The sequence below is a fragment of the Pseudomonas sp. HLG18 genome, assembly GCF_051903985.1.
In the GTDB taxonomy this organism is placed as follows: Bacteria; Pseudomonadota; Gammaproteobacteria; order Pseudomonadales; family Pseudomonadaceae; genus Aquipseudomonas; species Aquipseudomonas fluorescens_BT.
In genome coordinates this window covers 3816829-3841766 of record NZ_CP195831.1, presented here as the reverse complement: position 1 = coordinate 3841766, position 24938 = coordinate 3816829, and the positions used below count along the sequence as shown (strand labels likewise).

The following is a 24938-nucleotide window of genomic DNA, read 5'->3' as shown; positions in this document are numbered from 1 at the left end:
CAGTTGAAACCAGCAGGTATTAACTGTCGCCCGAGGGAGGGTTGGCTCCCTCAGGTGACAAGGTTAGATCAGTGTCAGATTTTTACGTCTGGCGCAGGCTTGTCGCTCGGATTGGCGATCAGCTCTTTAACCTTATCGCTCATCGGGAAGTTCAGGTTCAGACCCTTCGGCGGGATCGGGCTCTCGAACCACTTGCTGTAGATCTTGTTGATCTCGCCGGATTTGTAGAGCGCGACGATGGCGTCGTCTACAGCCTTCTTGAAGGCCGGGTCGTCTTTGCGGACCATGCACGCGTAGGCTTCGAAGGACTGTGCAGTACCGGTGATGACCCAGTCGTCCGGCTTCTTGGCCTTGGCTTCTTCGCCGGCCAGCAGGGCGTCGTCCATCATGAAGGCGACGGCGCGGCCGCTCTCCAGCATCTGGAAGGATTCGCCGTGGTCCTTGGCGGAGATGACGTTCATGCCCATCTGCTTGTCAGCGTTCATCGCCTTGATGATGCGCTCGGAGGTGGTGCCGGCGGTGGTCACGACGTTCTTGCCTTTCAGGTCGGCGAAGTCAGCGTAGGACGGCTTGCCTTCCTTGTCTTTCTTGACCAGCAGGCGGGTGCCGATTTCGAAGATGTTGGTGGTGAAGGCCACTTGCTGGGCGCGTTCGGCGTTGTTGGTGGTGGAGCCGCACTCGATGTCCACGGTGCCGTTCTGTACCAGCGGGATACGGGTCTGCGAGGTGACCAGGTTGTACTTGACGTTCAGGTCAGGCTTGTTCAGGTCTTTTTTCAGGGCTTCGACGATAGCGACCTGAATGTCGTGGGAGTAGCCCACGGGTTTGCCCGAAGCATCGGCGATGTAGGAGAACGGAATGGAGCTGTCACGATGCCCGAGGGTGATGGTGCCCGAGTCGTTGATCTTCTTAAGGGTGCCGGTGAGCTCGGCAGCGAAAACTGGTGTGCTGATCAGAGCGGCAGCAATGGCTGCGCCCAGGATATGGGGAACGATGCGCATCAAATTTTCCTCGACATTGTTTTTTTTATGGAGCCGGTTGAGCGGGCCCTTTTGTACTTCGAATGCCTGACGGCTCCTGTTGTGCTGGCGCAACAGGCATTCGTCGAAGGAGTGTAGAGCATGAGTCGTGCCAGACCAGTCGATAGGCGTTAATGCATTGATTTATAACGTTATTAAAGTTTTGTGATGGTGTTTTTCCATGAATCTGATCCGGTTAACCGAATTGACCGTCAGGTCGCGTTCGGAAAACCGAACGTCTTCAATGCGCCTTGTTTCAGCTTGAATGCAAAAAGCCCCTGAATCTTTCGATTCAGGGGCTTTTTGTTCGGCGACGAACGAATCAGGCCGCTTCGATCTTGCTGCGGTTCTGCTCGACCTTGTTCAGGTACGCCGCCAGTCTTTCCTGCTCGGCCGGGGTGGTGAACAGCCCCAGTTTGCTGCGGCGCCACAGGATGTCATGCGCGGTGGTGGCCCACTCTTCGGCGCACAGGTAATCGACTTCACGGGTGTAGAGTCCGCCGCCGATGTGTTCGCCCAGGTCGGTCAGGGTGTCGACGCCTTCGAGCATGCGCCAGGTGCGGCTGCCGTAGGTGGTGGCCCAGCGGCGGGCGATTTCGGTCGGTACCCAGTCGAACTTGTCGCGAATCAGCGCGCTCAAGGCCTGCGGCGTGGTCATGTCTTCGCCGCCCGGCAGGGTGGCGCTGGCGGTCCAGCTCGGGCGCATCTGAGTGAAGAACGGCATCAGTTGTGCCATCGCCGACTCGGCGAGTTTGCGGTAGGTGGTCAGCTTGCCGCCGAATACCGACAGCAACGGCGCTTCTTCGGTGCTGCCGGACAGCGCCAGGGTGTAGTCGCGGGTCACGGCCGAAGGATTGTCGGACTCGTCGTTGCACAGCGGACGTACGCCCGAGTAGGTGTGCAGGATGTCGTCACGGCCGATCTGTTTCTTGAAGTGGGCGTTGACCACTTTCAGCAGGTAATCGGTTTCGCCGTCGGTGATTGCCACTTTGGCCGGATCGCCGGTGTACTCGCGGTCGGTGGTGCCGATCAGCGTCAGATTGTTCAGGTACGGAATGGTGAAAACGATGCGCTGATCTTCGTTTTGCAGGATGTGCGCGTGATCGCCCTCGTACAGTTTCGGCACGATGATGTGGCTGCCCTGGATCAGTCGGATACCGTACGGTGATTCCATCTTCAGGTCGTCACGGATGAACTTGGCGACCCACGGGCCGGCGGCGTTCACCAGCGCTTTGGCGGTGATCGAAAACAGGCTGCCGTCGGCGCGCTCCAGGTTCAGGTGCCACAGGCCCTTGGCACGGCGGGCGCTGACGCAACGGGTCTGGGTGTGCACATGGGCGCCTTTTTCGCGGGCGGCCATGGCGTTGAGCACCACGAGACGGGCGTCGTCGACCCAGCAGTCGGAGTATTCGAAGCCTTTGCGGATTTCGCTTTTCAATGCACTGTCGGCGCCGAACTTCAGGCTTTTCGAGCCTGCCAGTTTCTCGCGCTTGCCAAGGTGGTCATAGAGGAACAGGCCGGCACGGATCATCCACGCCGGACGCAGGTGCGGGCGGTGCGGCAGCACGAAACGCATCGGCTTGACGATGTGCGGGGCCTTGGCCAGCAGCACTTCGCGTTCGGCCAAGGCTTCGCGCACCAGACGGAATTCATAATGTTCGAGGTAGCGCAGACCACCGTGGATCAGCTTGCTGCTGGCCGATGAGGTATGGCTGGCCAGGTCGTCCTTTTCGCAAAGGAACACCGAGAGACCGCGACCGGCGGCATCCGCTGCGATCCCCACGCCATTGATCCCGCCGCCGATGACGGCGATGTCGTAGATCTCGGAGATAGGGGGCGTACGCAAGGTAGATGTGGACATCGGCTGGCCTCGGGCTCTTTTGATTTTCTGTCTTGGAAATCGAACATGAATGTTCATTTGCGAAAATGGTAGCCCATAAAGACGCGCGCAGCCAGTCGACTTCGATTGAAAAAACTCATCGAAGGGCGGGGAAAGGAAAATATTCGAACATCAGATGTGCATAAGGCGCCGGTGCAGGCGCCTTCTGCGGGAGAGGGTTAAACGACTTCCAGGCGAATCTTGTGCTGGCTCAGCAATTGCGCCAGGGCCGGCACCGGTTGCTGATCGGTCACCAGGCAATCGATCAGGCTGATCGGGCCGAGGCGGATCATCGCGTTACGCCCGAACTTGCTGGAGTCCGCCGCCAGAATCACCTGCCGGGCATTGGCGATGATTGCCTGGGACACTCGCACTTCCTGGTAATCGAAGTCGAGCAGGCTGCCGTCTTCGTCGATACCGCTGATGCCCACCAGCGCAAAGTCGACCTTGAACTGGTTGATGAAATCCACGCTCGCCTGACCCACCACGCCGCCGTCGCGACGCACGTTGCCGCCGGTCAGCAGCACATCGAAATCATCCTTGGCGCTGAGCATCGAAGCGACGTGCAGGTTGTTGGTGATGATCTTCAGATGGCTGTGATTGAGCAGGGCGCGGGCAATCGATTCGGTGGTGGTGCCGATGTTGATGAACAGCGAGGCGTGATCGGGGATCTGCGCGGCGATGGCTTCACCGATGCGTTGTTTTTCATCGCGCATCTGATCGGCGCGCATCGCATAGGCGGTGTTTTCGACGCTGGAATCATAAGCGGCGCCGCCATGGTAGCGACGCAGCAGATTGGCTTCCGCCAGTTGATTGATATCGCGGCGGATGGTTTGCGGGGTAACAACGAACAGCGTGGCCATTTCCTCGATGCTCACATAGCCGCGTTCGCGGACCAGCTCGAGGATTTGCTGCTGACGGGGAGGCAGATTCATGGGGCTTCCTTTGGGCTGCCGTGCAAAATTTGCCCATGATGACGCAGGAATCTCCTCCCGACCAGTTTCCAAACAACGTGAAAGCTACTGCGCTCGGCAATCCTGCGTTAAAAACAGGCTCGGACTGCTCATTTACAAACCCGTAAACTCCGCGTCCTCGCCTGTTTTTGCCTTGTCTTGCCTTCGCTCGCTACGCTTTCACGCTGTTTGGACCAGCCTTAGTCAGTCCTCAGACTGGCTTATTCAGCGTCCTCGCGTTCCCAGTCACGGGTACGGCTGACGGCTTTTTTCCAGCCTTTATAGAGCTTCTCTTTGGCCGCTTCGTCCAGACTCGGTTCGAACTCGCGCTCGATCACTGCCTTGCCGCGCAGTTCTTCCAGGCTGCCCCAGAAACCGCACGCCAGGCCGGCCAGGTAAGCCGCGCCGAGCGCTGTGGTTTCGCGCATTTGCGGGCGCTCGACCTGAGTGCCGAGGATGTCGGCCTGGAACTGCATGAGGAAGTTGTTGGCTACCGCACCGCCGTCCACGCGCAGGGCCTTGAGGCGTTCGCCGGAGTCCTGTTGCATGGCGTCGAGTACGTCGCGGGTCTGGTAGGCGATCGATTCCAGCGCGGCGCGGATGATGTGATCCACACGCACGCCGCGGGTCAGGCCGAACAGCGCGCCACGGGCATACGGGTCCCAGTAGGGAGCGCCGAGGCCGGTGAAGGCTGGCACCAGATAAACGCCGTTACTGTCCTTCACTTTATTGGCGAAGTATTCGGTGTCGTGGGCGTCGTTGATGATTTTCAGCTCATCGCGCAGCCACTGCACGGTCGAGCCACCGTTGAACACCGCGCCTTCCAGTGCGTAAGCCACTTCGCCGCGTGGGCCACAGGCGATGGTGGTGAGCATGCCGTGTTGCGATTTCACCGCTTTGTCGCCGGTGTTCATCAGCAGGAAGCAGCCGGTGCCGTAGGTGTTTTTCGCCTGGCCCGGCTCCACGCACATCTGGCCGAACAGCGCGGCCTGCTGGTCGCCGGCGATACCGCCGATGGCGATGCCGCTCTTGGTACGACCGTAGATTTCCGAGGAGGCTTTGACTTCCGGCAGCATCTCGCGCGGGATGTCGAGGATCTCCAGCATCTTCGTGTCCCACTCAAGCGTGTGGATGTTGAAGAGCATGGTGCGCGAGGCGTTGGTGTAGTCGGTGACGTGGACCTTGCCGCCAGTGAATTTCCAGATCAGCCAGCTGTCGACGGTGCCGAACAGCAGTTCGCCGTTGCGCGCACGTTCACGGCTGCCCTCGACGTTGTCGAGGATCCACTTCAGTTTGGTGCCGGAGAAGTACGGGTCGGTCACCAGACCGGTGTTGTCGCGGATGTAGTCTTCATGACCGTCGCGCTTGAGCTGCTGGCAGATCTCGGTGCTGCGGCGGCATTGCCAGACGATCGCGTTGTAGACCGGGCGACCGGTGGTCTTGTCCCAGACCACGGTGGTTTCACGCTGGTTGGTGATGCCGATGGCGGCCACCTGATCGTGATGCAGACCGGCCTGGGCCAGCGCTTCGACCATCACCGCGCTCTGGGTGGCGAAGATTTCCATCGGGTCGTGTTCGACCCAGCCGGCTTGCGGGTAATGCTGGGCGAATTCGCGCTGCGCGGTGCAGACCACGTTCGCATCGCGGTCGAAAATGATCGCGCGGGAGCTGGTCGTACCCTGATCGAGGGCAATGATGTAGTTCTTATTCTGAATGTCGGTCATGTCGATTGCCTTGGACGAAATAAGGGAGAGTGGGCCGTGGCGCAGGCTCGGATTGGCAGGAGCCCGCGCCGACTTGTTTCAAGAAGTTCTTGGTTTGCCGTCAATGGCCGGTTCTGCATCCTTTGTAGCAGGTGTGGCGCCGGTCAGGTGACGGGCAATCAGCCCGCGATACCCGGCAGCGCCGAGGCAGGCACCGACAATCGGTGCAAAAATCGGAATCAGGAAGTACGGGATTTCACGTGCGCCGGTGAAGGAAATTTCACCCCAGCCTGCGAAGAAAGTCATCAGTTTCGGACCGAAGTCGCGGGCCGGGTTCATCGCGAAACCGGTCAGCGGGCCCATCGAGCTGCCGATCACGGCAATCAACAGGCCGATCAGCAGCGGCGCCAGCGGGCCTTTCGGCAGGCCGTTGTTATCGTCGGTCAGGGACATGATCACGCCCATCAGGATCGCCGTGATGATCACCTCGACCAGGAACGCCTGGGCCGTCGACAGCGCAGGGTTCGGGAAGGTGGAGAACACCGACGCCAGTTCCAGGCTGGCGGCCGAACCACGAACCATATGGTGAGTCTGTTCGAAATCGAAGAACAGGTTGCTGTACAGCGTGTAAACCAACAGCGCGCCGCAGAAGGCGCCGGCAATCTGTGAAAGGATGTAGAACGGCAGTTTGCGCTTTTCGAAGTCGGCAAAAATGCTCAGGGCAATACTGACGGCAGGGTTCAGGTGCGCACCGGAAACCCCGGCGGTGAGGTAGATCGCCATGCTCACGCCGACGCCCCAGATGATGCTGATTTCCCACAGACCGAAGCTGGCGCCCGCGACCTTGAGCGCGGCGACGCAGCCTGTACCGAAGAAGATCAGAAGTGCAGTACCCAGAAACTCGGCCATGCACTGGCTCGAGAGCGATGGTTGCTGTAACGCAGTTGTCATTGAAAACCTCGGTTTTTGTTGTTGTCTGGCGCGTTTGCCGACAGGGCAAGGCGCGATTTTCGCCGGGGCAGGATCCCCATCCTGTTCCCGGTTTACTGCTGGTTGCTGCGGTGACCATAATTCTTACATTATTCAGATTCGAAAAAATATAGACAAGAAACAAAGCTGTCAAAGGTCGAAAGTGAACCGTCAGTCACAAATAAACTATCAGTCAGGTGAATGATCCTGCGGGGCACTCGCCGGGCAATCCGGCTGTCAGCCTGCAAGCCCCGGGAAACGTGGCGCGCAATAGAGCCTTTTGCTTGGCGATGGCCTAGAATCCGGCGCAGGTTTTTTTGTTACTGCCGAGCCTGGAGCTGCCATGACCCCTGCGTTGGACTTGTTGAAAAAAGTTCGTGCCGAACATCGCGTGCACAGTTACGAACATGACCCGAAAGCGGCGTCCTACGGGCTGGAGGCCGCGGAAAAACTGGGGCTGGAGCCGGCACAAGTGTTCAAGACTCTGCTGGCGGCCAGTGAAAAAGGTGAATTGCTGGTGGCGGTGGTGCCGGTCGTCGGAAGTCTCGACCTCAAGGGGCTCGCCCACGCGGCCGGAGTAAAGAAAGTCGAAATGGCCGACCCGGCCGCTGCGCAACGTTCCACCGGTTACCTGTTGGGCGGCATCAGTCCGCTGGGACAGAAAAAGCGCCTGCGCACTTTTATTGATAATTCCGCCCAAGGGTTTGCGACCATTTATGTCAGTGCCGGTCGACGCGGGCTGGAGGTCGAACTGGCGCCCGCGGTTCTCGCCGAGCACACCCAGGCGAAGTTCGCCGACATTGGTCGCGTCTGAGTTCTGTATGAGAAAAATTGACCGGCTCTGTCACTGGCGATGAACGAGCCGTAGCGCCATGCTCTTTCGACTGACAAGGGGAGAAGGTTATGCAGCTCGAGTTTCATCAGGTCGACGCATTCAGCGATAGGCCGTTCAGTGGCAACCCGGCGATGGTCTATCGGCTCGACGCCTGGCTCTCGGACAACTTGATGCAGAAGATCGCCGCCGAGCACAACCTGGCGGAAACCGCGTTTCTGGTGCGCGAAGGTCAGGCTTGGCACATCCGCTGGTTCACGCCGACCACCGAGGTGCCGTTGTGCGGTCACGCGACCCTGGCCAGTGCGTATGTGCTGTTCGAGATTTACAAGGAAACGGCCGAGCGTCTGGAGTTCATCTGCAAGTCCGGGCCGTTGAGTGTCAGTCGGGAAGGCAACCGATTGTGGCTGGATTTTCCGGCCATCACCCCTTCGGAAATCGGCGTGACACTGGATGTCGAGCGAGCGTTGGGCGTTCAGGCGGTGGATGTGCTGGGTTCCAACGAGCTGTTCGTGGTGCTCGAGTCGGAGCAGGCGGTGCTCGATTGCACGCCGGACATGGTCGCCCTGGCCAAACTGCCCTGGCTCGGTGCCATCGTCACGGCCCGGGGCAATCAGCATGATTTCGTCTCGCGCTATTTTGCTCCTGCCATTGGCATCAATGAAGATCCGGTGACCGGCTCGACCCATTGCAGCCTGATCCCGTATTGGTCCAAGCGGCTGGGCAAATCGAGCCTGACGGCTTGCCAGCGTTCGTCGCGGGGCGGGGAGTTGTTCTGTCGGCTGGAAGGCGAGCGGGTGAAGATCGGCGGACATGCGACCCTGGTTGCCAGCGGCACATTGATGCTGGGCTGAGAGCAAAAAACAAGGGAGCCATCAGGCTCCCTCATTGTTTGTCGGCAGATCAGTGCGCGGTGCTGTAGCGACGAACGCCGTTTTCCACAGCGGGAATCTGCGCAGCGGTGCTGCCGGACGCCTGGAACAGCACCAGATGTTCCGCCGCCACACGAATCCCGACATCAGCACCGATCTGATGGTCAGCATGGCTCGGGAAGATCGATTCCAGTTGAGCGCCGGTCGGCAGTTGCAGGCGATACAGGGTCGAAGCCCCAAGGAATGTCTTGCCGACGATCCGTGCTTTCAGCCCGCTGTCCGGCGCGTAAACGATGTCGTCCGGACGCAGCAGCACATCCACCGCGCCACCGACCGGCCAGGTGTAGGCGCGATTGCCGCGCAGTTCACCAAGTTCGGTGTGCACCGATTCCGGGCTGCCGAGCTGGCCGCGAATGAAATAGCCCTGGCCAATGAAGCTGGCAACAAACGGTGTCGCCGGTTCGTGATAGAGGTTGTAAGGCGTATCCCACTGCTCCAGCCGGCCTTCCTTGAACACGCCGACGTGATCGCTGACGGCGAAGGCTTCTTCCTGATCGTGGGTCACCAGAATTGCGCTGGTGCCACGGGCCTTGAGGATGTCGCGCACTTCATGGCTGAGCTTGCGTCGCAGTTCGCCGTCGAGGTTGGAGAACGGCTCGTCGAGCAGCAGCAGTTGCGGTTCCGGCGCCAGGGCGCGGGCGAGGGCAACACGTTGCTGCTGGCCGCCGGACAGTTCGTGCGGGAAGCGCTTGCCGAGGTTCTTCAGGTTGACCAGTTCCAGCAGTTCTTCGACGACGCGCTCCTTGTTCGGGTGCTTGCGAATGCCGAAGGCGATGTTGTCCGCGACACTCAGGTGCGGGAACAGCGCGTAGTCCTGGAACACCATGCCGATCCGGCGCTTCTCCGGGGCGAGGGTGAAACCGGCGCTGGAGAGGGTTTCCCCGCCGAGCTGGATTTCCCCTTCGTGCACCGGTTCGAAACCGGCGATGGCGCGCAGGGTGGTGGTCTTGCCGCAGCCGGACGAGCCGAGCAGGCAACCGATGTCGCCGGCGTTGAGGTGCAGATTGAGGTTCTGCACCACACGTTGATCTTGATAGCCGCAAGCGAGGTTGCGCAGGTTCAGCAGTAATTCATGACTCATGCGTGGTGATATGCCGGTTCGACGAGGAACTCGAGCAGGGCCTTCTGTGCGTGGAGACGGTTTTCTGCCTGATCCCAGGCGACGGAGCGCGGGTCATCAAGCAGGTCGAGGCTGATTTCCTCACCGCGGTGGGCGGGCAGGCAGTGCATGAATAGCACGTCATCGGCAGCCAGGTCGAGCAGGGCGCGGTTGACCTGAAACGGAGCAAACAGCTTCAGGCGCTTGGCGGTTTCCTCTTCCTGGCCCATGGAGGTCCAGACATCGGTGCTGACCAGATGCGCGCCACGCACGGCGTCTTTCGGGTCGCGGACGATGGTCACGCGATCACCGGCCCGGGCCACGAACTCGGGATTTGGCTCGTAGCCTTCAGGGCAGGCCACGCGCAACTGGAAGTCGAACTGGATCGCCGCTTCTATATAGCTGTTGCACATGTTGTTGCCATCGCCGATCCAGGCCACGGTCTTGCCCTGGATCGAGCCACGGTGTTCGAGGAAGGTCTGCATGTCGGCCAGCAACTGGCACGGGTGCAGGTCATCGGACAGGCCGTTGATCACCGGCACGCGGGAGTTGGCGGCAAATTCGGTCAGGGTGCTATGGGCAAAGGTACGGATCATCACCGCATCGAGCATGCTCGACATGACGATGGCGCAGTCGCCGATGGGCTCGCCACGGCCCAGCTGGGTGTCGCGCGGCGAAAGGAAGATCGCCTGGCCACCGAGCTGGATCATGCCGGCCTCGAAGGAGATCCGGGTACGGGTCGAGGATTTCTCGAAGATCATCCCCAGGACGCGGTTTTTCAAAGGCTCGAACAGTACGCCGCGGTTACGCAGGTCCTTGAGCTCAACGCCTCGACGGATCACGCTGACCAGCTCTTCGGGCGTGCAATCCATCAGGGAGAGAAAGTGCCTTGCGCTCATCATTGACTACCTTTTTGCTACAAACCGCAGATGCTCAAAGCCTTGTTTATCGGAACAACGGGCGAGACCTGCGGCGTAAGCCGCACGGGGCGACGAAATAGGGGGAGGCGCGATATTGACACTAAATGTCGCGTTTTTCCAATAGGCTACGATTTTTGCGGATTGTGCGGGGGTGACGAGGTCACTCGAAGCGCCGGTTTGGAGCCGGGTTCCAGACCTTTGTACACTGACGTCGCACGGCTTGGCAATCAGGCGGGGCGGGGATGGAACAGGTCTGGTCGGTTTGCGACTGGTCAGCCATGGATTCGCTGGTCGGATGTCAGATCTGAAACATTTGCTAAAGCAAAGTGCTGGGTTATAAATAACTCACGAGCGACGCAGGAAGCCTCCGCATGGAATCGAAAGAAAAACTGTTAATGGAATTGCTGGGCCACACGGCACGCTCACTGACTCATCTGACCGCATCGGTCACTTCAATGTCTTTCGAACTGCTGCGCAGTGAAGACGAAGTGGTCAAGACGGCCGGCCGCCATATGATCGATCGCATGGCCACCATTAGCGCCGGACTCGATGAGCACTGGCGATTGATCGGCGAACTCACCGGCGTGCACGTCGCGCACGAGCAGATCGAGACCATCCAGGAAATCCAGCTGGCCGCACCGCCACAGCTTCCGGCGAACTGACGCGGGTCTATCGGCCGGCCTGATGGCCGCCGATTCACAAGACGAACGTCGCTGGCGCGGCGCCCGGCCACGCGCCATAGTTTTGTTCCCGCAGGCGTGCTTGCCTGCCCAGAACAAGACAGAGACTGGCCATGACCAAGACTCTCCATCACCGTGCCTGCCACCTGTGTGAAGCCATCTGCGGCTTGACCATCGAAACCACAGAAACCGACGGCCAGGTGCAGATCACCTCGATCAAGGGGGATGCACTGGATACCTTCAGTCGCGGGCACATCTGCCCCAAGGCCGTCGCGCTGCAAGACATCCAGAATGATCCGGATCGTCTGCGCCAGCCCGTGCGGCGGGTCGGCAGTGAATGGTTGCCGATCGAGTGGGACGAAGCGTTCGAGCTTGTAGCCGAAAAGCTCTCGGCCATTCAGGAGCGTCATGGTCAGAATGCGGTTGCCGTGTATCAGGGCAATCCCAGCGTGCACAACTACGGGCTGATGACCCACAGCAATTACTTTCTGGGGCTGCTGAAAACCCGCAATCGTTACTCGGCCACTTCTGTCGACCAACTGCCCCATCACCTGACCAGCTACCTGATGTACGGCCACGGTTTGCTGCTGCCGATCCCGGATATCGATCACACGGATTTCATGCTGATCCTGGGCGGCAATCCGCTGGCGTCCAACGGCAGCATCATGACCGTGCCGGATGTCGAGAAACGTCTGAAGGCGATCCAGGCCCGGGGCGGCAAAGTAGTGGTGGTCGACCCACGGCGCAGCGAGACGGCGGCGATGGCCGATCAGCATTTGTTCGTGCGCCCGGGTGGTGATGCGGCGTTGCTGTTTGGTGTACTCAACACGCTGTTCGATGAGGGGCTGGCTCGAGGCAGTCATTTGCCGGTGGACGGTCTGGATGAGGTTCGCGCGGCGGTGGCGGGCTTCACCGCCGAAGCCATGAGCCCGTTGTGCGCCGTTCCCTCCGAACAGATCCGCCAGCTGGCCCGGGACTTCGCCGCCGCGCCGAGCGCCGTCTGTTACGGCCGGATGGGGGTTTCCACTCAGGCTTTCGGCACGCTGTGCCATTGGGTCGTGCAGTTGATCAACCTGGTGACCGGCAACCTCGATCGGGTTGGCGGTGCACTGTGCACGGAGCCTGCGGTGGATCTGGTGGCATCGACTTCAGGCGGGCACTTCAACAAATGGCAGAGCCGTGTTTCGGGGCGTCCTGAATACGGCGGCGAGTTACCGGTCTCGGCACTGGCCGAAGAAATGCTCACCGAAGGTGAAGGACAGATCCGCGCGTTAATCACCGTCGCCGGCAACCCGGTGCTGTCCACGCCCAACGGCCGGCAACTGGAGCAGGCGCTGGACGGGTTGGAGTTCATGGTCAGTGTCGACCTGTATATCAACGAAACCACGCGCTATGCCGACCTGATCCTGCCGTCGACCTCGGCGCTGGAGAACGATCACTACGACACCACCTTCAACCTGTTTGCGGTGCGCAACGTCACCCGTTTCAACCGGTCGATTCTCGCCAAACCTGAAGGCGCACTGCACGACTGGGAAATCTTCGTCGGCCTGGCCAAGGCCTTTGCGGCGAAGACCGGCAAGGAACTGAAACCGACGATGCCGCCGGCGAAGATGATCGACATGGGGTTGCGCATGGGCGCCTATGGCGATGCGTCCGAACACAGATTGTCGCTGGCGACGCTGTTCGATCATCCCCACGGCGTTGATCTGGGAGCGCTGAAACCCAACCTGACACCGCGATTGAAGACCGCCAATCAACGCGTTCAGGCCGCGCCGCCGGAAATTCTCGCCGACCTGGCGCGTTTCTCTGCTTTGCAGGCGCCGGCCGCCGGTGAACTGTTGATGATTGGTCGCCGTCATGTGCGCAGCAACAACTCGTGGATGCACAACTATCATCGACTGGTGAAGGGCAAGCCGCGTCATCAGTTGTTGATGAATCCGGAGGATCTCGCCAGTCGCGGGCTCAGTGATGGTCAACTGGTGCGGGTCAGTTCAAGGGTCGGCCAGATCGAGGTCGAGGTGCTCGGCAGTGCGGACATGATGCCGGGCGTGGTCAGCCTGCCCCACGGCTGGGGTCATGCCCGGCCGGGGGTGCAGATGGCGATTGCCAGTGGCCAGCCGGGCTCGAGCGCCAATGACCTGACCGATGAATGCCAGCTCGACGAGCTGTCAGGCAATGCGGCGCTCAACGGCGTGCCGGTGACGGTGGCGGCGGCTTGAGCAAGTCTGTCGGGGAGACCGAGCAGGGCGCTCGGGATTCCGTTACAATGCGCCACCGTGCCGACCCATGAGTCGGAAAGTTCAGCCGAGGTGCTCCATGGATATCATCGAAACGATTAAAGAGCAGATTGCCAACAACACCATTCTGCTTTACATGAAAGGCTCGCCGAATGCCCCGCAGTGTGGCTTCTCCGCGAAAGCTGCGCAGGCTGTAATGGGCTGTGGCGAGAAGTTCGCCTACGTCGACATCCTGCAGAACCCGGAAATCCGTGCCAACCTGCCAAAGTACGCCAACTGGCCGACTTTCCCGCAACTGTGGGTAGCCGGTGAACTGGTCGGTGGCAGCGACATCATGGCTGAAATGTTCGCCAACGGTGAACTGCAGACCCTGGTCAAGGAAGCATCCGCCAAGGCTGCTGCGGCCAAGTCCGAAGCCTGATTGGTTTCAGCCTGGATTTCGGCGAGTCTGAAGTCCGGGCAATAAAAAGCCCCGCCTCTTGAAAGAGGGCGGGGCTTTTTTGTATCTCGTGTTTAGCGCTGGCTAATCACTCGTCGTCGCCCATCTGCGATTGCAGATAGTTCTCAAGACCGACTTTATCGATCAGGCCGAGTTGGGTTTCCAGCCAGTCGATGTGTTCTTCTTCGGACTCAAGAATGTCTTCAAGCAGTTCGCGGCTGCCGAAGTCGCCAACGGATTCGCAATGAGCGATGGCTGCCTTCAGGTCGGCGTGACCGGTACGCTCGATACGCAGGTCGCACTCCAGCATTTCCTTGGTGTGCTCGCCGATGTGCAGCTTGCCCAGGTCCTGGACGTTCGGCAGGCCTTCGAGGAACAGGATGCGCTTGATCAGCTTGTCCGCGTGCTTCATCTCGTCGATGGATTCGTGGTACTCGTGCTTGCCCAGCTTGTTCAGGCCCCAATCTTCGTACATGCGCGCATGCAGGAAGTACTGATTGATCGCGACCAGCTCATTGGCAAGGATCTTGTTGAGATGCTGGATGACTGTTACGTCGCCTTTCATGGTGGGAGTCCTGCCCTAAGTAGCGGTATATAAGGCAGAGTTTGAGCTGGGTATTTATAAGTGTCAAACCTAAGTTATTGAATAATAAATGAAAATTAATCTGAATAAGAATGTTTGTGTTCCGCGTCTAGACGCTAAGCAATTGATTTTCAGGCATAAAAAAACCGGACATAAGTCCGGTTCTTCGAATTCGTGATAATTACGCGGCGGTAAATTCTGCCGGGTAGGGGATCGCAGCCTGGGCGGTTTGCAGCTTGGTCAGGGTTTCGCGGACCACTTCCTTCGCGAGGCACGCACATTTGCCGCATTGGCTGGCGACGCCGGTGGCCTGACGGACTTCTTTATAGCTGCAGCAACCTTCATAGATCGCTTCGCGGATCTGTCCGTCGGTGACGCCAGTGCAGAGGCAAACATACATAAGTGAGAACCGTCGCTGGTTGTGACTCAATTGCGATGGATCTTAATGTTAACGAGAATGATTGTCAAAGTGCTTTCCCAGTGGTTTTCATCGCCAACGCCTGTGACTGACGAACGGTGGTGCATGGCTGAATGCCAGCCGGGATTTCGCGAAAAACCTTTGAGGACAGTCGAAAAACGCAGTGTATGATGGTCGGCCCTTGCGAAGGGGGTTCGTGTCACAGGGCTGTCGCCTGAGGGTGGCAGGCTGGCGCGGACCCTGAACTTCAAGTTTCTACACCAGGAGATATCAATGAGCGTACTCGTAGGCAAACAAGCCCCTGACTTCACCGTCCCGGCCGTACTCGGCAATGGCGAGATCGTTGACAGCTTCACCCTGTCCTCGGCCATCAAAGGCAAATACGGCCTGGTGTTCTTCTACCCGCTGGACTTCACCTTCGTCTGCCCGTCCGAGCTGATCGCTCTGGACAACCGCATGGCTGATTTCAAGGCACGTAACGTTGAAGTGGTCGCCGTTTCGATCGACTCGCACTTCACCCACAACGCCTGGCGTAACACCCCGGTCAACAATGGCGGCATCGGTCAGGTGAAATACACCATGGCAGCCGACATGAAGCACGACATCGCCAAGGCCTACGACGTTGAGTCCGAAGGTGGCGTGGCGTTCCGTGGCGCGTTCCTGATCGACGACAAAGGCGTTGTCCGTTCGCAGATCATCAATGACCTGCCGCTGGGCCGTAACATGGAAGAGCTGATCCGTCTGGTCGACGCTCTGCAATTCCACGAAGAGCACGGCGAAGTCTGCCCTGCCAACTGGAAAAAAGGCGACAAGGGCATGAACGCTTCGCCAGAAGGCGTTGCGGCTTACCTGACCGAGAACGCTGCTGCCCTGTAAGGCGCACGCTTCAGGTACAGAAAGCGAGGTACAAAAAAACCGGCCCATGTGGCCGGTTTTTTCATGCTCGGAAGCAGCCCGACGAAGATCAGTCGTCGAAGTCTTCCCAGCCGCCCATCTGTTTCCAGCGGTTGACGATGCCGCAGAACAGCTCGGCGGTCTTTTCGGTGTCGTAACGCGCCGAATGCGCTTCACGGCCATCGAAATCGATATCGGCTGCCTGACAGGCTTTCGCCAGCACGGTCTGACCGTACGCCAGGCCGGCGAGGGTCGCGGTGTCGAAGCTGGAGAACGGGTGGAACGGATTGCGCTTCATGTCCAGCCGCGCAACGGCGGCGTTGAGGAAGCCCAGGTCGAAGCTGCTGTTGTGGCCGACCAGGATCGCCCGCTTGCAACCGTTGGCCTTCAAGGCCTTGCGCACGCCACGGAAGATGTCGGTCAGGGCCGTTTCTTCGCTGACGGCCATGCGCAACGGGTGATCGAGCTTGATCCCGGTGAACTCCAGTGCCGCCGCTTCGACGTTGGCGCCTTCGAACGGCTCGACGCGGAAGAAGTAGGTGTGATCCGGGTAGACGAAACCCTTTTCATCCATGGCGATGGTGGTCGCGGCAATCTCCAGCAACGCATCGGTGGCCGAGTTGAAACCACCGGTTTCTACGTCGACGACAACCGGCAGGTAGCCGCGAAAGCGTGCTGCCATCGGATGGCGGGAGCCGCCGCCACCTTGACCGTCCAGTTCGTCGTCGAAATGGTCTTCACTCACGCGTGTTCCTCCAGCAGGCGCCAGCGCAGTTTTTCACCGGCGCGCAGCGGGATAACGGTCAGCTCGCCGAAAGGCAGGCTGGTCGGGGCGGTCCATTCTTCACGAACCAGGGTGATACGGTCGGTGTTGGCCGGCAGGCCGTAGAAACGCGGGCCGTTGAGGCTGGCGAATGCTTCGAGCTTGTCCAGCGCATTGCGCTGTTCAAAGGCTTCGGCATACAGCTCGATGGCGGCGTACGCGGTGTAGCAGCCGGCGCAGCCGCAGGCGGCTTCCTTGGCGTGCTGGGCGTGCGGCGCCGAGTCGGTGCCGAGGAAGAACTTCGCGCTGCCGCTGGTGGCGGCGTCGAGCAGGGCTTCCTGGTGGGTGTTGCGCTTGAGGATCGGCAGGCAATAGAAGTGCGGCCGAATCCCGCCCACCAGCATGTGGTTGCGGTTGTACAGCAGATGATGCGCGGTGATGGTCGCGCCGACGTTGGCCGAAGCCTCGTTGACGAACTGCACGGCATCACCGGTGGTGATGTGTTCGAACACGACCTTGAGCGTCGGGAAACGCTCGACCACACGACGCATGTGCTCGTCGATGAAGATTTTCTCGCGGTCGAACACATCGACGTCGCCACGGGTGACTTCACCGTGGATCAGCAGCGGCATGCCGACTTCGGCCATGGCTTCCAGCGCCGGGAAGATCTTGTCGATGCTGGTGACCCCGGAATCGGAGTTGGTGGTGGCGCCGGCCGGGTACAACTTGGCCGCGTGGACAAAACCGCTGGCCTTGGCTTCACGAATTTCTTCGGGCTGGGTACGGTCGGTGAGGTACAGCACCATCAACGGCTCGAAACGACTGCCGGCCGGGCGGGCAGCGAGAATCCGCTGGCGATAGCCGTCGGCTTCAGCGGCGTTGCGCACCGGAGGTACCAGGTTGGGCATGATGATGGCGCGACCAAAGGTGCGCGCAACATCTGCAACGGTATTGGTCAACACGGCACCATCACGAAGATGAATGTGCCAGTCGTCGGGACGCAGCAGGGTCAGGCGGTCGGACATGAGGGGATTCCAGGCGGGTCAAACTGAGGCGAATGCTACCGGAAAAGACTCTTGCAGGCACTCGCTATCAAGTTTTGCGACGAGCGTCCGATATCCCATAGGTATGCCGTAAACATGTATGTATCGGTCTTTTTTGTTGTAGAAGCCAATGGAGCCTCCCGTGCGCCAGCGTTATTTAGTCTTGCTCAGTGTGTTTGCCAGTCTTCCCGCGATGGCACTGACCTACCAGACCCGTCTGGAGAACATTGAGTGGACGGTCGAAGGCGACAAGTTCGAATGCCGCCTGACGCAGCCGATCACCGACTTCGGCTCGGGCCAGTTCGTGCGCAAGGCCGGCGAGCAGGCGATTTTTCGCCTGAACGCCTACAACGCGATGCTGGGCGGCGGTTCGGCAACCTTGCTGGCGGCGGCAGCGCCTTGGCAGCCGGGACGCAATGACATCAATCTGGGCAGCGTCAGGATTGGCACCGGCAACGTGCTGTTCAATAGTTCGCAGTCGCAGGCCGGCGGGTTGATCAGTGGTTTGCTGGAAGGTCGCAGCCCGGTGGTGCGGCGTGCCTCCGGTGATGGACGGGTCTCCGAAGTGCGTTTGCTGCCGGTCAAGTTCAGCAAGGCGTTCAACGACTATCAGACCTGTGTGGCGAAACTGCTCCCGCAGAATTTCGATCAGGTCAAAAACTCGCAGGTCGGCTTTCCGGGCGAGGGCACCGATCTGGACGCTGCCGCGAAAGCCAGACTGCAAGTGATGCTCGAGTTCATGAAGGCCGATCCTACGGTCAATCACATTGAGCTCGATGGCTACTCCGACAACAGCGGCAATCGTCTGACCAATCGTGAGTTGTCGCGCCGTCGCGCGCTGGCGGTGGTCGATTTCTTCAAGGCCAACGGCATCGCCGAATCGCAGATCACTGTGCGTTTCCACGGTGAGCAATACCCACTGGTCCCCAACACCAATGCCGCCAACCGGGCGAAGAACCGTCGGGTCAGCGTGAAGTTGGCCCGGGTGGCCCCGGTCACTGCTCCAGCGCCTCAAGCCAGTACGCCGGCCAACGCAGCGGCGACTTCCTGACCTGCCGGTCATCGTCGCGCTCTCGACAGATTCTGTCGCTTTGTCGTCTTAAGCTGTCGCGCCTCTGTAAATTATCGCGTTTGAGCGGTAGACTCCTCGGCTTTCCGTAGAACCCCGTGGAGTGATGGCATGGCGGACGTAAACAAGGTCGTTCTGGCGTATTCCGGCGGCCTGGACACTTCGGTGATCCTCAAGTGGCTGCAGGATACTTATAACTGTGAAGTCGTGACCTTCACCGCTGACCTGGGTCAGGGCGAAGAGGTCGAGCCGGCTCGCGCCAAGGCTCAGGCCATGGGCGTCAAAGAAATCTACATCGACGACCTGCGCGAAGAATTCGTGCGTGACTTCGTGTTCCCGATGTTCCGTGCCAACACCGTTTACGAAGGCGAGTACCTGTTGGGTACTTCCATCGCGCGTCCGCTGATCGCCAAACGTCTGATCGAAATCGCCAACGAAACCGGTGCCGATGCCATTTCCCACGGCGCGACCGGCAAGGGCAACGACCAGGTCCGTTTCGAGCTGGGTGCCTACGCGCTCAAGCCTGGTGTGAAAGTGATCGCCCCTTGGCGCGAGTGGGACCTGCTGTCCCGCGAGAAACTGATGGACTACGCCGAGAAGCACGCGATCCCGATCGAGCGCCACGGCAAGAAGAAATCCCCGTACTCGATGGACGCCAACCTGCTGCACATCTCCTATGAAGGCGGCGTGCTGGAAGACACCTGGACCGAGCACGAAGAAGACATGTGGCGCTGGACCGTCTCCCCGGAGAAGGCTCCCGACACCCCGCAGTACCTGGAACTGACTTACCGCAACGGCGACATCGTCGCCCTGGACGGCGTCGAAATGACTCCGGCCACCGTACTGGCGACCCTGAACAAGATCGGCGGCCAACACGGTATCGGCCGTCTGGATATCGTCGAGAACCGTTACGTCGGCATGAAATCCCGTGGCTGCTACGAAACCCCGGGCGGCACCATCATGCTGCGCGCTCACCGCGCCATTGAATCGATCACCCTGGACCGCGAAGTCGCTCACTTGAAAGACGAGTTGATGCCGAAGTACGCCAGCCTGATCTACACCGGTTACTGGTGGAGCCCGGAGCGTCTGATGCTGCAACAGATGATCGACGCCTCCCAGGTCAACGTGAATGGCGTCGTGCGCCTGAAGCTGTACAAGGGCAACGTGATCGTGACCGGCCGCAAGTCCGACGATTCGCTGTTCGACGCCAACATCGCGACTTTCGAAGAAGACGGCGGCGCCTACAACCAGGCCGATGCCGCAGGCTTCATCAAACTCAACGCGCTGCGCATGCGTATTGCTGCCAACAAAGGCCGCAAGCTGTTCTGAGCCCCTCGGAACTGACGTCAAATGGCGGCCTTGTCGTTGTGACAAGGCCGCCATGCCGCAATACCCTTCTGTTGACCTGATCGTTGCCGGTCAGCGTTCCTGTTTTCATCTTTATGACTTCGAATATTGCGTTGAAGTAATATTCATCCCCCTGTTTCACTTTAAATCTTTCCCGATACCGTGATATTCGGTGAGCGAATGTCGTAAATAATACAGTATGTCGTTCCTGTTGTTTTATTGCCTTGTCTGAGCGATTTGATGATGTTTTCTTTCGGGAAAGTGTCTGGCATATCATCGATCAGAACGAGGAGTATTCTGGGTGAGTGCTTTATCGGTTGCAGAATTTTTTTCTTCATCGAGTCTATTTGAGATTCGGCGTTCGTTCCTCGAATAAAACCGATGCACAGTGTGCTCAGGGGTTTCGGCAGTTTTATTACATGTATTTCCGGCTCTTCCCGATCTGATGGTTCTTCGGATGAATGAGGCTCCGTATCTTCAAAAGCCTTGAGGAAGTTGTTGTCATTGTCGAAGTCCGATGGGGCATACAGGGAGCGATAGTTGAAGTTCAAGGTGATAAAGAACAGGAACAGTAAATAGAACGGGAAGCTGATCAAAAACCAGATATAGATTTCACGTTCGGCATTGTCGAGAAATGGCAAGGATACCGCCGCAGACGTTTCTGAGATGAAAGCGAATATGGCAATGACGGTGATGGGGTTGGTGATTTTTTGATTGATCTTTAACATGTTCTTTACTCATGGGTAGGGTCTTTCTCGTCATGTTGGTTATTGGCGCTGCTTGTAGAGTCCGGCCGAAGTGATTTCAGTGTTCGGTATCTGGTATCTATATTAAAAATAGCCGGATGGATATCGGTATGTTGTTTCGGTTTTTTTGTTTGTTTGATCTGCCCTTTGCAGATCTCATTGCTTCCGGTTTTTGAATTGCAGGTCCGGAAAGTTTAAATGCTTATTTAATCTAGTCTGTTGTTGGGCGTTTATGAGTCTTTTCTGTAGGATAAATCTTTATTGCCTGTAGGAGGCGTCTCTCGCTGCAGGTGCAAAGGAACTTTGCTATGCCAAGCATGAAACGACTACGTTATTGTGCCGGTTCTAAAAAATCGAACAGCGAAACTGGACTTGCCCATGAATAAAGTGTTGATCGTGGATGATCATCCCGTCATTCGTCTTGCTGTGCGTATGCTGATGGAACGTCATGGCTACGAAGTCGTTGCAGAAACGGATAATGGAGTGGATGCATTACAACTGGCCCGCGACCAGATGCCCGATATTGTCATTCTGGATATCGGCATACCAAAACTTGATGGACTGGAAGTCATTGCGCGTCTGACGACGAGCGCGATGCCTTTGAAAGTGTTGGTGCTGACCTCTCAGGCCCCGGGCCATTTTTCCATGCGCTGCATGCAGTCGGGGGCTGCGGGATATGTTTGCAAGCAACAGGATCTGACCGAGCTGCTCAGCGCAATAAAGGCTGTGCTGTCCGGATACAGCTACTTTCCCAATCAGGCCTTGCATACTGTGCGGACCAGTCTGGGCAATGCCAGTGAGGCCGACATGGTTGATCGCCTGTCCGGGCGCGAGATGATGGTGCTGCAACAATTGGCAAGGGGCAGGACCAACAAGGAAATCGCTGATGGCATGTTTCTCAGCAACAAGACTGTCAGCACCTACAAGACCCGCTTGCTGTTGAAACTCAATGCGCGCTCTCTGGTGGATCTGATCGAGCTGGCCCAGCGTAATGGGCTGGTCTGACGGCTTCAACCGTCGAGGGATCATGGGCGGATCGGTATCGACTTGCAGCAGAAAATAAAAAGCCTCCGTTGCGGGAGGCTTTCAAATGTCACAGATCAAAATCGTAATCGGCCAATTGCTTCTGCAGTCGGCGCTCCTCGAGCAGGTTATCGATGGTGCGGCGCTTGCTGAGGTTGGTCTTGGCGACTTCGACCACAGGCTCGGCGTCGTCGGCATCTGCAGCGACGAAGTCGTCATCTACGTCCAGTTGTTCTTTGCTGTCAGTCATAAGGTTAACTCCAGGCTAAGACTGCCTTTGGCGCTCCTTATATCGATATTCCTGCTACGGGTAAAAAAGATTTTTTCAATCGACGAATCGATAAATCCAATAGCCGATCAATCGTCAGAGGTTTTGTGTTTGTACTCGCACAGATCTTCGATCCGGCAGCTGCCACAGCGCGGCTTGCGCGCCAGACATACATAGCGCCCGTGCAGAATCAGCCAGTGGTGGGAGTCCAGCAGATACTCTTTTGGTACAAACTTCATCAACTTCTTTTCCACCTCGACCACATTTTTGCCCGGGGCAATGCCCGTGCGGTTGCTTACCCGGAAAATGTGCGTATCGACAGCCATGGTCAGCTGACGAAAAGCCGTGTTGAGCACGACGTTGGCAGTCTTGCGGCCTACGCCGGGCAGGGCCTCCAGTTCTTCGCGTGTCTGCGGGACCTGGCTATCGTGCAGTTCCATCAGCAGGCGGCAGGTCTCGATCACGTTTTTGGCCTTGCTGTTATACAGACCGATCGTCTTGATGTACTCGGACAAGCCTTCCACGCCCAACGCGTGAATGGCCGCTGGCGTATTGGCTACCGGGAACAGTTTCGCGGTCGCCTTGTTCACCCCGACATCCGTCGACTGCGCGGACAGGATCACCGCAATCAACAGCTCGAAAGGTGATGAATAGGCCAGTTCAGTCTTGGGCTCGGGATTGTCCTCGTGAAACCTGCGGAAGATCTCCAGGCGTTTGGCGGCATTCATGGGTGATGCGTTTCCTCGGGTGGGGCGGGGCGAGTCCAGGCCTGACGGGCAGCGAGCAACAATCCCAGCAGTATGAAGGCGCCAGGCGCCAGCGTCGCGAAATGCAGGCCGTCGGCAAACGGGATCAAGCCTTGCCAGTGTTCAAACAGATGATGGCCGATGCTGCCCTGACCGATCAGTTCGCGCAACACGGCCATCACTGTCATCAGCGCGGCAAACAGCCCGCACAGTTTCAGTTTTCCATTGATCGGCAGGCGAAAAAATCCATTGTGTTCCAGTACAACGCATTGCAGGCCGATCAGTCCCGTGTACAGGCTGATCTGCTGATGCCACTGCACCGACGCGCTTTGCAGCAGAATATCGGCGCAGCCGGCCAGGGTCGCGGCCAGTACCAGACTGACCGGCAACAGGCTCTCGTTGCTCAGGCGTACGCGCAGCGCTGCCATGCACAAGCCATACGCGCTCACCACAACGGTGAACAGCAACAGAGTCGCCAGCGCACCGGCCACGGCGTCGGTGGCGCCGATCAACAGCACCAGCATCATTGAATTCGACAGTGTCGCTGAGGTGTTCATGGCGCGCTCCCCAGCAGGGTCGTGCGGTGATCATCGAAATAGCGCAGGGCATCGTGGATGGCGTTGATGGCCGCGCGGGAGGTCATGGTTGCGCCCGCGATCTGGTCGAATTGCCCCTGATCCTTTTTCAAGGCCCATCCGGCATCTGTCGGTTGGCTGCCGGATTTGCCGATAAACGCCTGCAACCAGCTATTTGGCCAGTCACCGATATGCCCGCCCAGTGCCGGCGTTTCAGATTGCTCAAGGGTTTTCACACCGAGCAATCGGCCATTGGCATCGATGGCAATCAGCAACTCGATGCTCCCCGCATAACCTTCAGTCTGGCTGAGGAGCAGCACCGCTACGGGTTGACCGGCTTTGGTCGCTCGATAACCGCCCAGCAGCAGGCTGTGACTCAGGTCGGTGCCAGTCAGCGCCAAAGGTTGTTCCAGAGGTTGGTTGTCGTACGCATCGACTGAAAGCACATCCAGCCATTTGCGATTTTCGAGCTGGCGCTGTTCGGCGGCGATGTGCGAGGCATTGCTGCGTTGCACAATGTAAGTCACGCCGACGCCTGCAGTCGCCAGCAGCACCAAGGTCATCAGGCTGCTCGCGCGGTTCATGGCGTCACCTGCGTCTGACGGACAGCGGCAAGGCGTTCCAGAGCCGGCACGCACAGGTTCATCAGCAACACCGCGAACGCCACGCCGTCGGGATAACCGCCCCAGGTACGAATCAGATAAGTCAGCAGGCCGACGCCCACGCCGAACAGCAAGCGAGCGAGGGGACTTTTTGCACCGGAAACCGGTTCAGTGACGATGAAGAATGCCCCCAGCATGGTTGCGCCGTTCAGCAGATGAAACAGTGGCGAGCCATGGGAATCCGACCCCGAGCCGTTCCAGCACAGCAGGCTGATGACGAACAGGCTGGCGAGCATGCCGACCGGTGCGTGCCAGCCGATCGCCCGGCGCTGTAGCAGAAACAGTCCACCGGCGAGAAACGCCAGGTTCACCCACTCCACGCCATGTCCACCGAAACGGCCGAATGCCGGGTGGGTGGCGAACAATTCATCGATAGTCAGGCTTTTGTTGATACGCAGGCTGTCCAGCGCCGTGGCCTGGACCCAGGCGTCCGGCTGCGTGCCCAGGTTGAACACCTGGCCAACAGCCGCCGTCAGATCCATCCCATGGGCCGGCCAATGGGTCATCGGCTGCGGGAACATCACCATCGCCACGGCAAAACCGAGCATGGCCGGATTGAAAGGGTTTCGGCCCACGCCACCGTACAAGTGTTTGCCCAACAGCAGGCCTGAGCCGATTGCTGTGACCGTCAGCCACCACGGGCAGTAAGGCGGCAGGGCGATGGCCAGCAGCGTGGCGCTGACCACTGCGCTGCCATCGGTCAATGTGGATTGCAGCGGTTGCCGGCGCAGAGATGTCACGGCGGCTTCGACGCTCAAGGCTGTGACGACGGACAGGATCAGGTTGATCAACACGCCCCAGCCGTAAAACCAGAACAACGCCAGCAACCCCGGCAATGTCGCCAGCAGGACTAGCTTCATTGCCTGTTGCAGGCGCTCGTCTCTGGTTTCAATGAATGACATGGGCTTGTACCTGCCGCTCGGCCTCTTGCAGGCGGGTGCGGGCCTTGTCGAGGACTTCGACTGGAGTGCCTTCGCGTCGTTGCAGTTTGTTCAGCTCGGCGCGCGCGTAGGCCAATTCGGTTTTCAGCTGACGAAGCTGGTTGTCGATCGGACGTTTCTCCACGCGCACAAGGTCGGGCAGCGGTTGGTCGCTCGCGGCTTCGGCGTCGTGCAACGCTTGTTCGGCGTCACGCAGGG

The 24938-nt window shown here is 58.9% G+C and carries 26 protein-coding genes; 9 read left to right on the top strand and 17 right to left on the bottom strand.

Annotated features, from left to right (window positions below; genetic code table 11):
* Positions 1-74: 74 nt before the first annotated feature.
* From ACSPX5_RS17680 to ACSPX5_RS17660, 5 genes are all read right to left on the bottom strand, one after another.
* Positions 75-1001: a glutamate/aspartate ABC transporter substrate-binding protein gene (locus tag ACSPX5_RS17680; protein ID WP_169431715.1), complete on the bottom strand. Its 927-nt coding sequence runs from the start codon at positions 999-1001 to the stop codon at positions 75-77.
* Between the two features lie 340 nt (positions 1002-1341).
* Positions 1342-2880 carry a glycerol-3-phosphate dehydrogenase gene (gene glpD / locus ACSPX5_RS17675; protein ID WP_439819997.1) on the bottom strand — a complete coding sequence of 513 codons (1539 nt, stop codon included), beginning with the start codon at positions 2878-2880 and terminating at the stop codon, positions 1342-1344.
* 197 nt (positions 2881-3077) lie between these two features.
* Positions 3078-3833, bottom strand: a complete 756-nt coding sequence (locus ACSPX5_RS17670; protein WP_007953179.1) for a DeoR/GlpR family transcriptional regulator — start codon at positions 3831-3833, stop codon at positions 3078-3080.
* A 239-nt stretch (positions 3834-4072) separates the two neighbouring features.
* Entirely contained in the window at positions 4073-5575 is a 1503-nt protein-coding gene (glpK, locus tag ACSPX5_RS17665; RefSeq protein ID WP_439819996.1) for a glycerol kinase GlpK, read from the bottom strand.
* Positions 5576-5653: 78 nt separating this feature from the next.
* Positions 5654-6505, bottom strand: coding sequence for an MIP/aquaporin family protein (locus ACSPX5_RS17660; RefSeq protein ID WP_439819995.1), 852 nt, complete (start codon positions 6503-6505; stop codon positions 5654-5656).
* Positions 6506-6866: 361 nt separating this feature from the next.
* On the opposite strand from ACSPX5_RS17660, the gene ybaK reads away from it, so the two are divergent.
* Positions 6867-7337, top strand: a complete 471-nt coding sequence (gene ybaK / locus ACSPX5_RS17655; RefSeq protein WP_207866718.1) for a Cys-tRNA(Pro) deacylase — start codon at positions 6867-6869, stop codon at positions 7335-7337.
* An 89-nt stretch (positions 7338-7426) separates the two neighbouring features.
* Positions 7427-8209 carry a PhzF family phenazine biosynthesis protein gene (locus ACSPX5_RS17650; protein WP_169431711.1) on the top strand — a complete coding sequence of 261 codons (783 nt, stop codon included), beginning with the start codon at positions 7427-7429 and terminating at the stop codon, positions 8207-8209.
* 49 nt (positions 8210-8258) lie between these two features.
* Here ACSPX5_RS17650 and ACSPX5_RS17645 read toward each other — a convergent pair whose 3' ends face one another.
* Together ACSPX5_RS17645 and argF are read right to left on the bottom strand one after the other, a co-directional pair.
* Positions 8259-9368: an ABC transporter ATP-binding protein gene (locus tag ACSPX5_RS17645; RefSeq protein ID WP_207866719.1), complete on the bottom strand. Its 1110-nt coding sequence runs from the start codon at positions 9366-9368 to the stop codon at positions 8259-8261.
* Complete coding sequence (gene argF, locus ACSPX5_RS17640) at positions 9365-10285, bottom strand: ornithine carbamoyltransferase (RefSeq protein WP_207866720.1); 921 nt, start codon at positions 10283-10285, stop codon at positions 9365-9367. Before argF ends, ACSPX5_RS17645 begins: the two co-directional genes overlap by 4 nt.
* A gap of 392 nt (positions 10286-10677) precedes the next feature.
* Between argF and ACSPX5_RS17635 the strand changes: the two genes are divergently transcribed.
* The 3 genes from ACSPX5_RS17635 (at position 10678) to grxD (ending at position 13644) form a co-directional block, all read left to right on the top strand.
* On the top strand, positions 10678-10968 hold the full coding sequence (locus ACSPX5_RS17635; RefSeq protein WP_169431708.1) for a hypothetical protein: 291 nt from the start codon (positions 10678-10680) through the stop codon (positions 10966-10968).
* Positions 10969-11099: 131 nt separating this feature from the next.
* The gene (locus ACSPX5_RS17630) at positions 11100-13205 is read left to right on the top strand and encodes a molybdopterin oxidoreductase family protein (RefSeq protein WP_439819994.1); all 2106 of its coding nucleotides are present in this window, start codon (positions 11100-11102) and stop codon (positions 13203-13205) included.
* A 97-nt stretch (positions 13206-13302) separates the two neighbouring features.
* On the top strand, positions 13303-13644 hold the full coding sequence (gene grxD / locus ACSPX5_RS17625; RefSeq protein ID WP_039765841.1) for a Grx4 family monothiol glutaredoxin: 342 nt from the start codon (positions 13303-13305) through the stop codon (positions 13642-13644).
* Between the two features lie 106 nt (positions 13645-13750).
* Here grxD and bfr read toward each other — a convergent pair whose 3' ends face one another.
* Positions 13751-14227, bottom strand: coding sequence for a bacterioferritin (bfr, locus tag ACSPX5_RS17620; protein ID WP_169431706.1), 477 nt, complete (start codon positions 14225-14227; stop codon positions 13751-13753).
* A gap of 199 nt (positions 14228-14426) precedes the next feature.
* Positions 14427-14645, bottom strand: a complete 219-nt coding sequence (locus ACSPX5_RS17615; RefSeq protein ID WP_007953193.1) for a bacterioferritin-associated ferredoxin — start codon at positions 14643-14645, stop codon at positions 14427-14429.
* Positions 14646-14936: 291 nt separating this feature from the next.
* On the opposite strand from ACSPX5_RS17615, the gene ACSPX5_RS17610 reads away from it, so the two are divergent.
* The gene (locus tag ACSPX5_RS17610; protein ID WP_123588592.1) at positions 14937-15539 is read left to right on the top strand and encodes a peroxiredoxin; all 603 of its coding nucleotides are present in this window, start codon (positions 14937-14939) and stop codon (positions 15537-15539) included.
* A gap of 88 nt (positions 15540-15627) precedes the next feature.
* Here the strand turns inward: ACSPX5_RS17610 and rnt are convergent, their stop codons facing one another.
* On the bottom strand, positions 15628-16302 hold the full coding sequence (gene rnt, locus ACSPX5_RS17605) for a ribonuclease T (RefSeq protein WP_007953196.1): 675 nt from the start codon (positions 16300-16302) through the stop codon (positions 15628-15630).
* Positions 16299-17345, bottom strand: a complete 1047-nt coding sequence (pyrC, locus tag ACSPX5_RS17600; protein ID WP_095190451.1) for a dihydroorotase — start codon at positions 17343-17345, stop codon at positions 16299-16301. The genes rnt and pyrC overlap by 4 nt, the downstream gene beginning before the upstream one ends.
* A gap of 160 nt (positions 17346-17505) precedes the next feature.
* On the opposite strand from pyrC, the gene ACSPX5_RS17595 reads away from it, so the two are divergent.
* Positions 17506-18414 (top strand): flagellar protein MotY, encoded by a 909-nt coding sequence (locus ACSPX5_RS17595; protein ID WP_169431705.1) that lies wholly within the window; start codon positions 17506-17508, stop codon positions 18412-18414.
* A 129-nt stretch (positions 18415-18543) separates the two neighbouring features.
* The gene (locus ACSPX5_RS17590; protein WP_007963976.1) at positions 18544-19761 is read left to right on the top strand and encodes an argininosuccinate synthase; all 1218 of its coding nucleotides are present in this window, start codon (positions 18544-18546) and stop codon (positions 19759-19761) included.
* Positions 19762-19922: 161 nt separating this feature from the next.
* Here the strand turns inward: ACSPX5_RS17590 and ACSPX5_RS17585 are convergent, their stop codons facing one another.
* The gene (locus ACSPX5_RS17585; protein ID WP_323160748.1) at positions 19923-20507 is read right to left on the bottom strand and encodes a hypothetical protein; all 585 of its coding nucleotides are present in this window, start codon (positions 20505-20507) and stop codon (positions 19923-19925) included.
* A 396-nt stretch (positions 20508-20903) separates the two neighbouring features.
* Between ACSPX5_RS17585 and ACSPX5_RS17580 the strand changes: the two genes are divergently transcribed.
* Entirely contained in the window at positions 20904-21530 is a 627-nt protein-coding gene (locus tag ACSPX5_RS17580; protein ID WP_169431703.1) for a response regulator transcription factor, read from the top strand.
* An 88-nt stretch (positions 21531-21618) separates the two neighbouring features.
* On the opposite strand, the gene ACSPX5_RS17575 is transcribed toward ACSPX5_RS17580, so the two are convergent.
* From ACSPX5_RS17575 to ACSPX5_RS17555, 5 genes are all read right to left on the bottom strand, one after another.
* Positions 21619-21798 (bottom strand): PA3496 family putative envelope integrity protein, encoded by a 180-nt coding sequence (locus ACSPX5_RS17575; protein WP_169431702.1) that lies wholly within the window; start codon positions 21796-21798, stop codon positions 21619-21621.
* Between the two features lie 107 nt (positions 21799-21905).
* Positions 21906-22544, bottom strand: coding sequence for an endonuclease III (gene nth / locus ACSPX5_RS17570; RefSeq protein ID WP_169431701.1), 639 nt, complete (start codon positions 22542-22544; stop codon positions 21906-21908).
* The gene (locus ACSPX5_RS17565) at positions 22541-23119 is read right to left on the bottom strand and encodes an Rnf-Nqr domain containing protein (RefSeq protein WP_439819993.1); all 579 of its coding nucleotides are present in this window, start codon (positions 23117-23119) and stop codon (positions 22541-22543) included. The genes nth and ACSPX5_RS17565 overlap by 4 nt, the downstream gene beginning before the upstream one ends.
* On the bottom strand, positions 23116-23721 hold the full coding sequence (locus tag ACSPX5_RS17560) for an RnfABCDGE type electron transport complex subunit G (RefSeq protein WP_169431699.1): 606 nt from the start codon (positions 23719-23721) through the stop codon (positions 23116-23118). Before ACSPX5_RS17560 ends, ACSPX5_RS17565 begins: the two co-directional genes overlap by 4 nt.
* Positions 23718-24701 carry an RnfABCDGE type electron transport complex subunit D gene (locus ACSPX5_RS17555; protein ID WP_439819992.1) on the bottom strand — a complete coding sequence of 328 codons (984 nt, stop codon included), beginning with the start codon at positions 24699-24701 and terminating at the stop codon, positions 23718-23720. The genes ACSPX5_RS17560 and ACSPX5_RS17555 overlap by 4 nt, the downstream gene beginning before the upstream one ends.
* Positions 24702-24938: the final 237 nt, after the last annotated feature.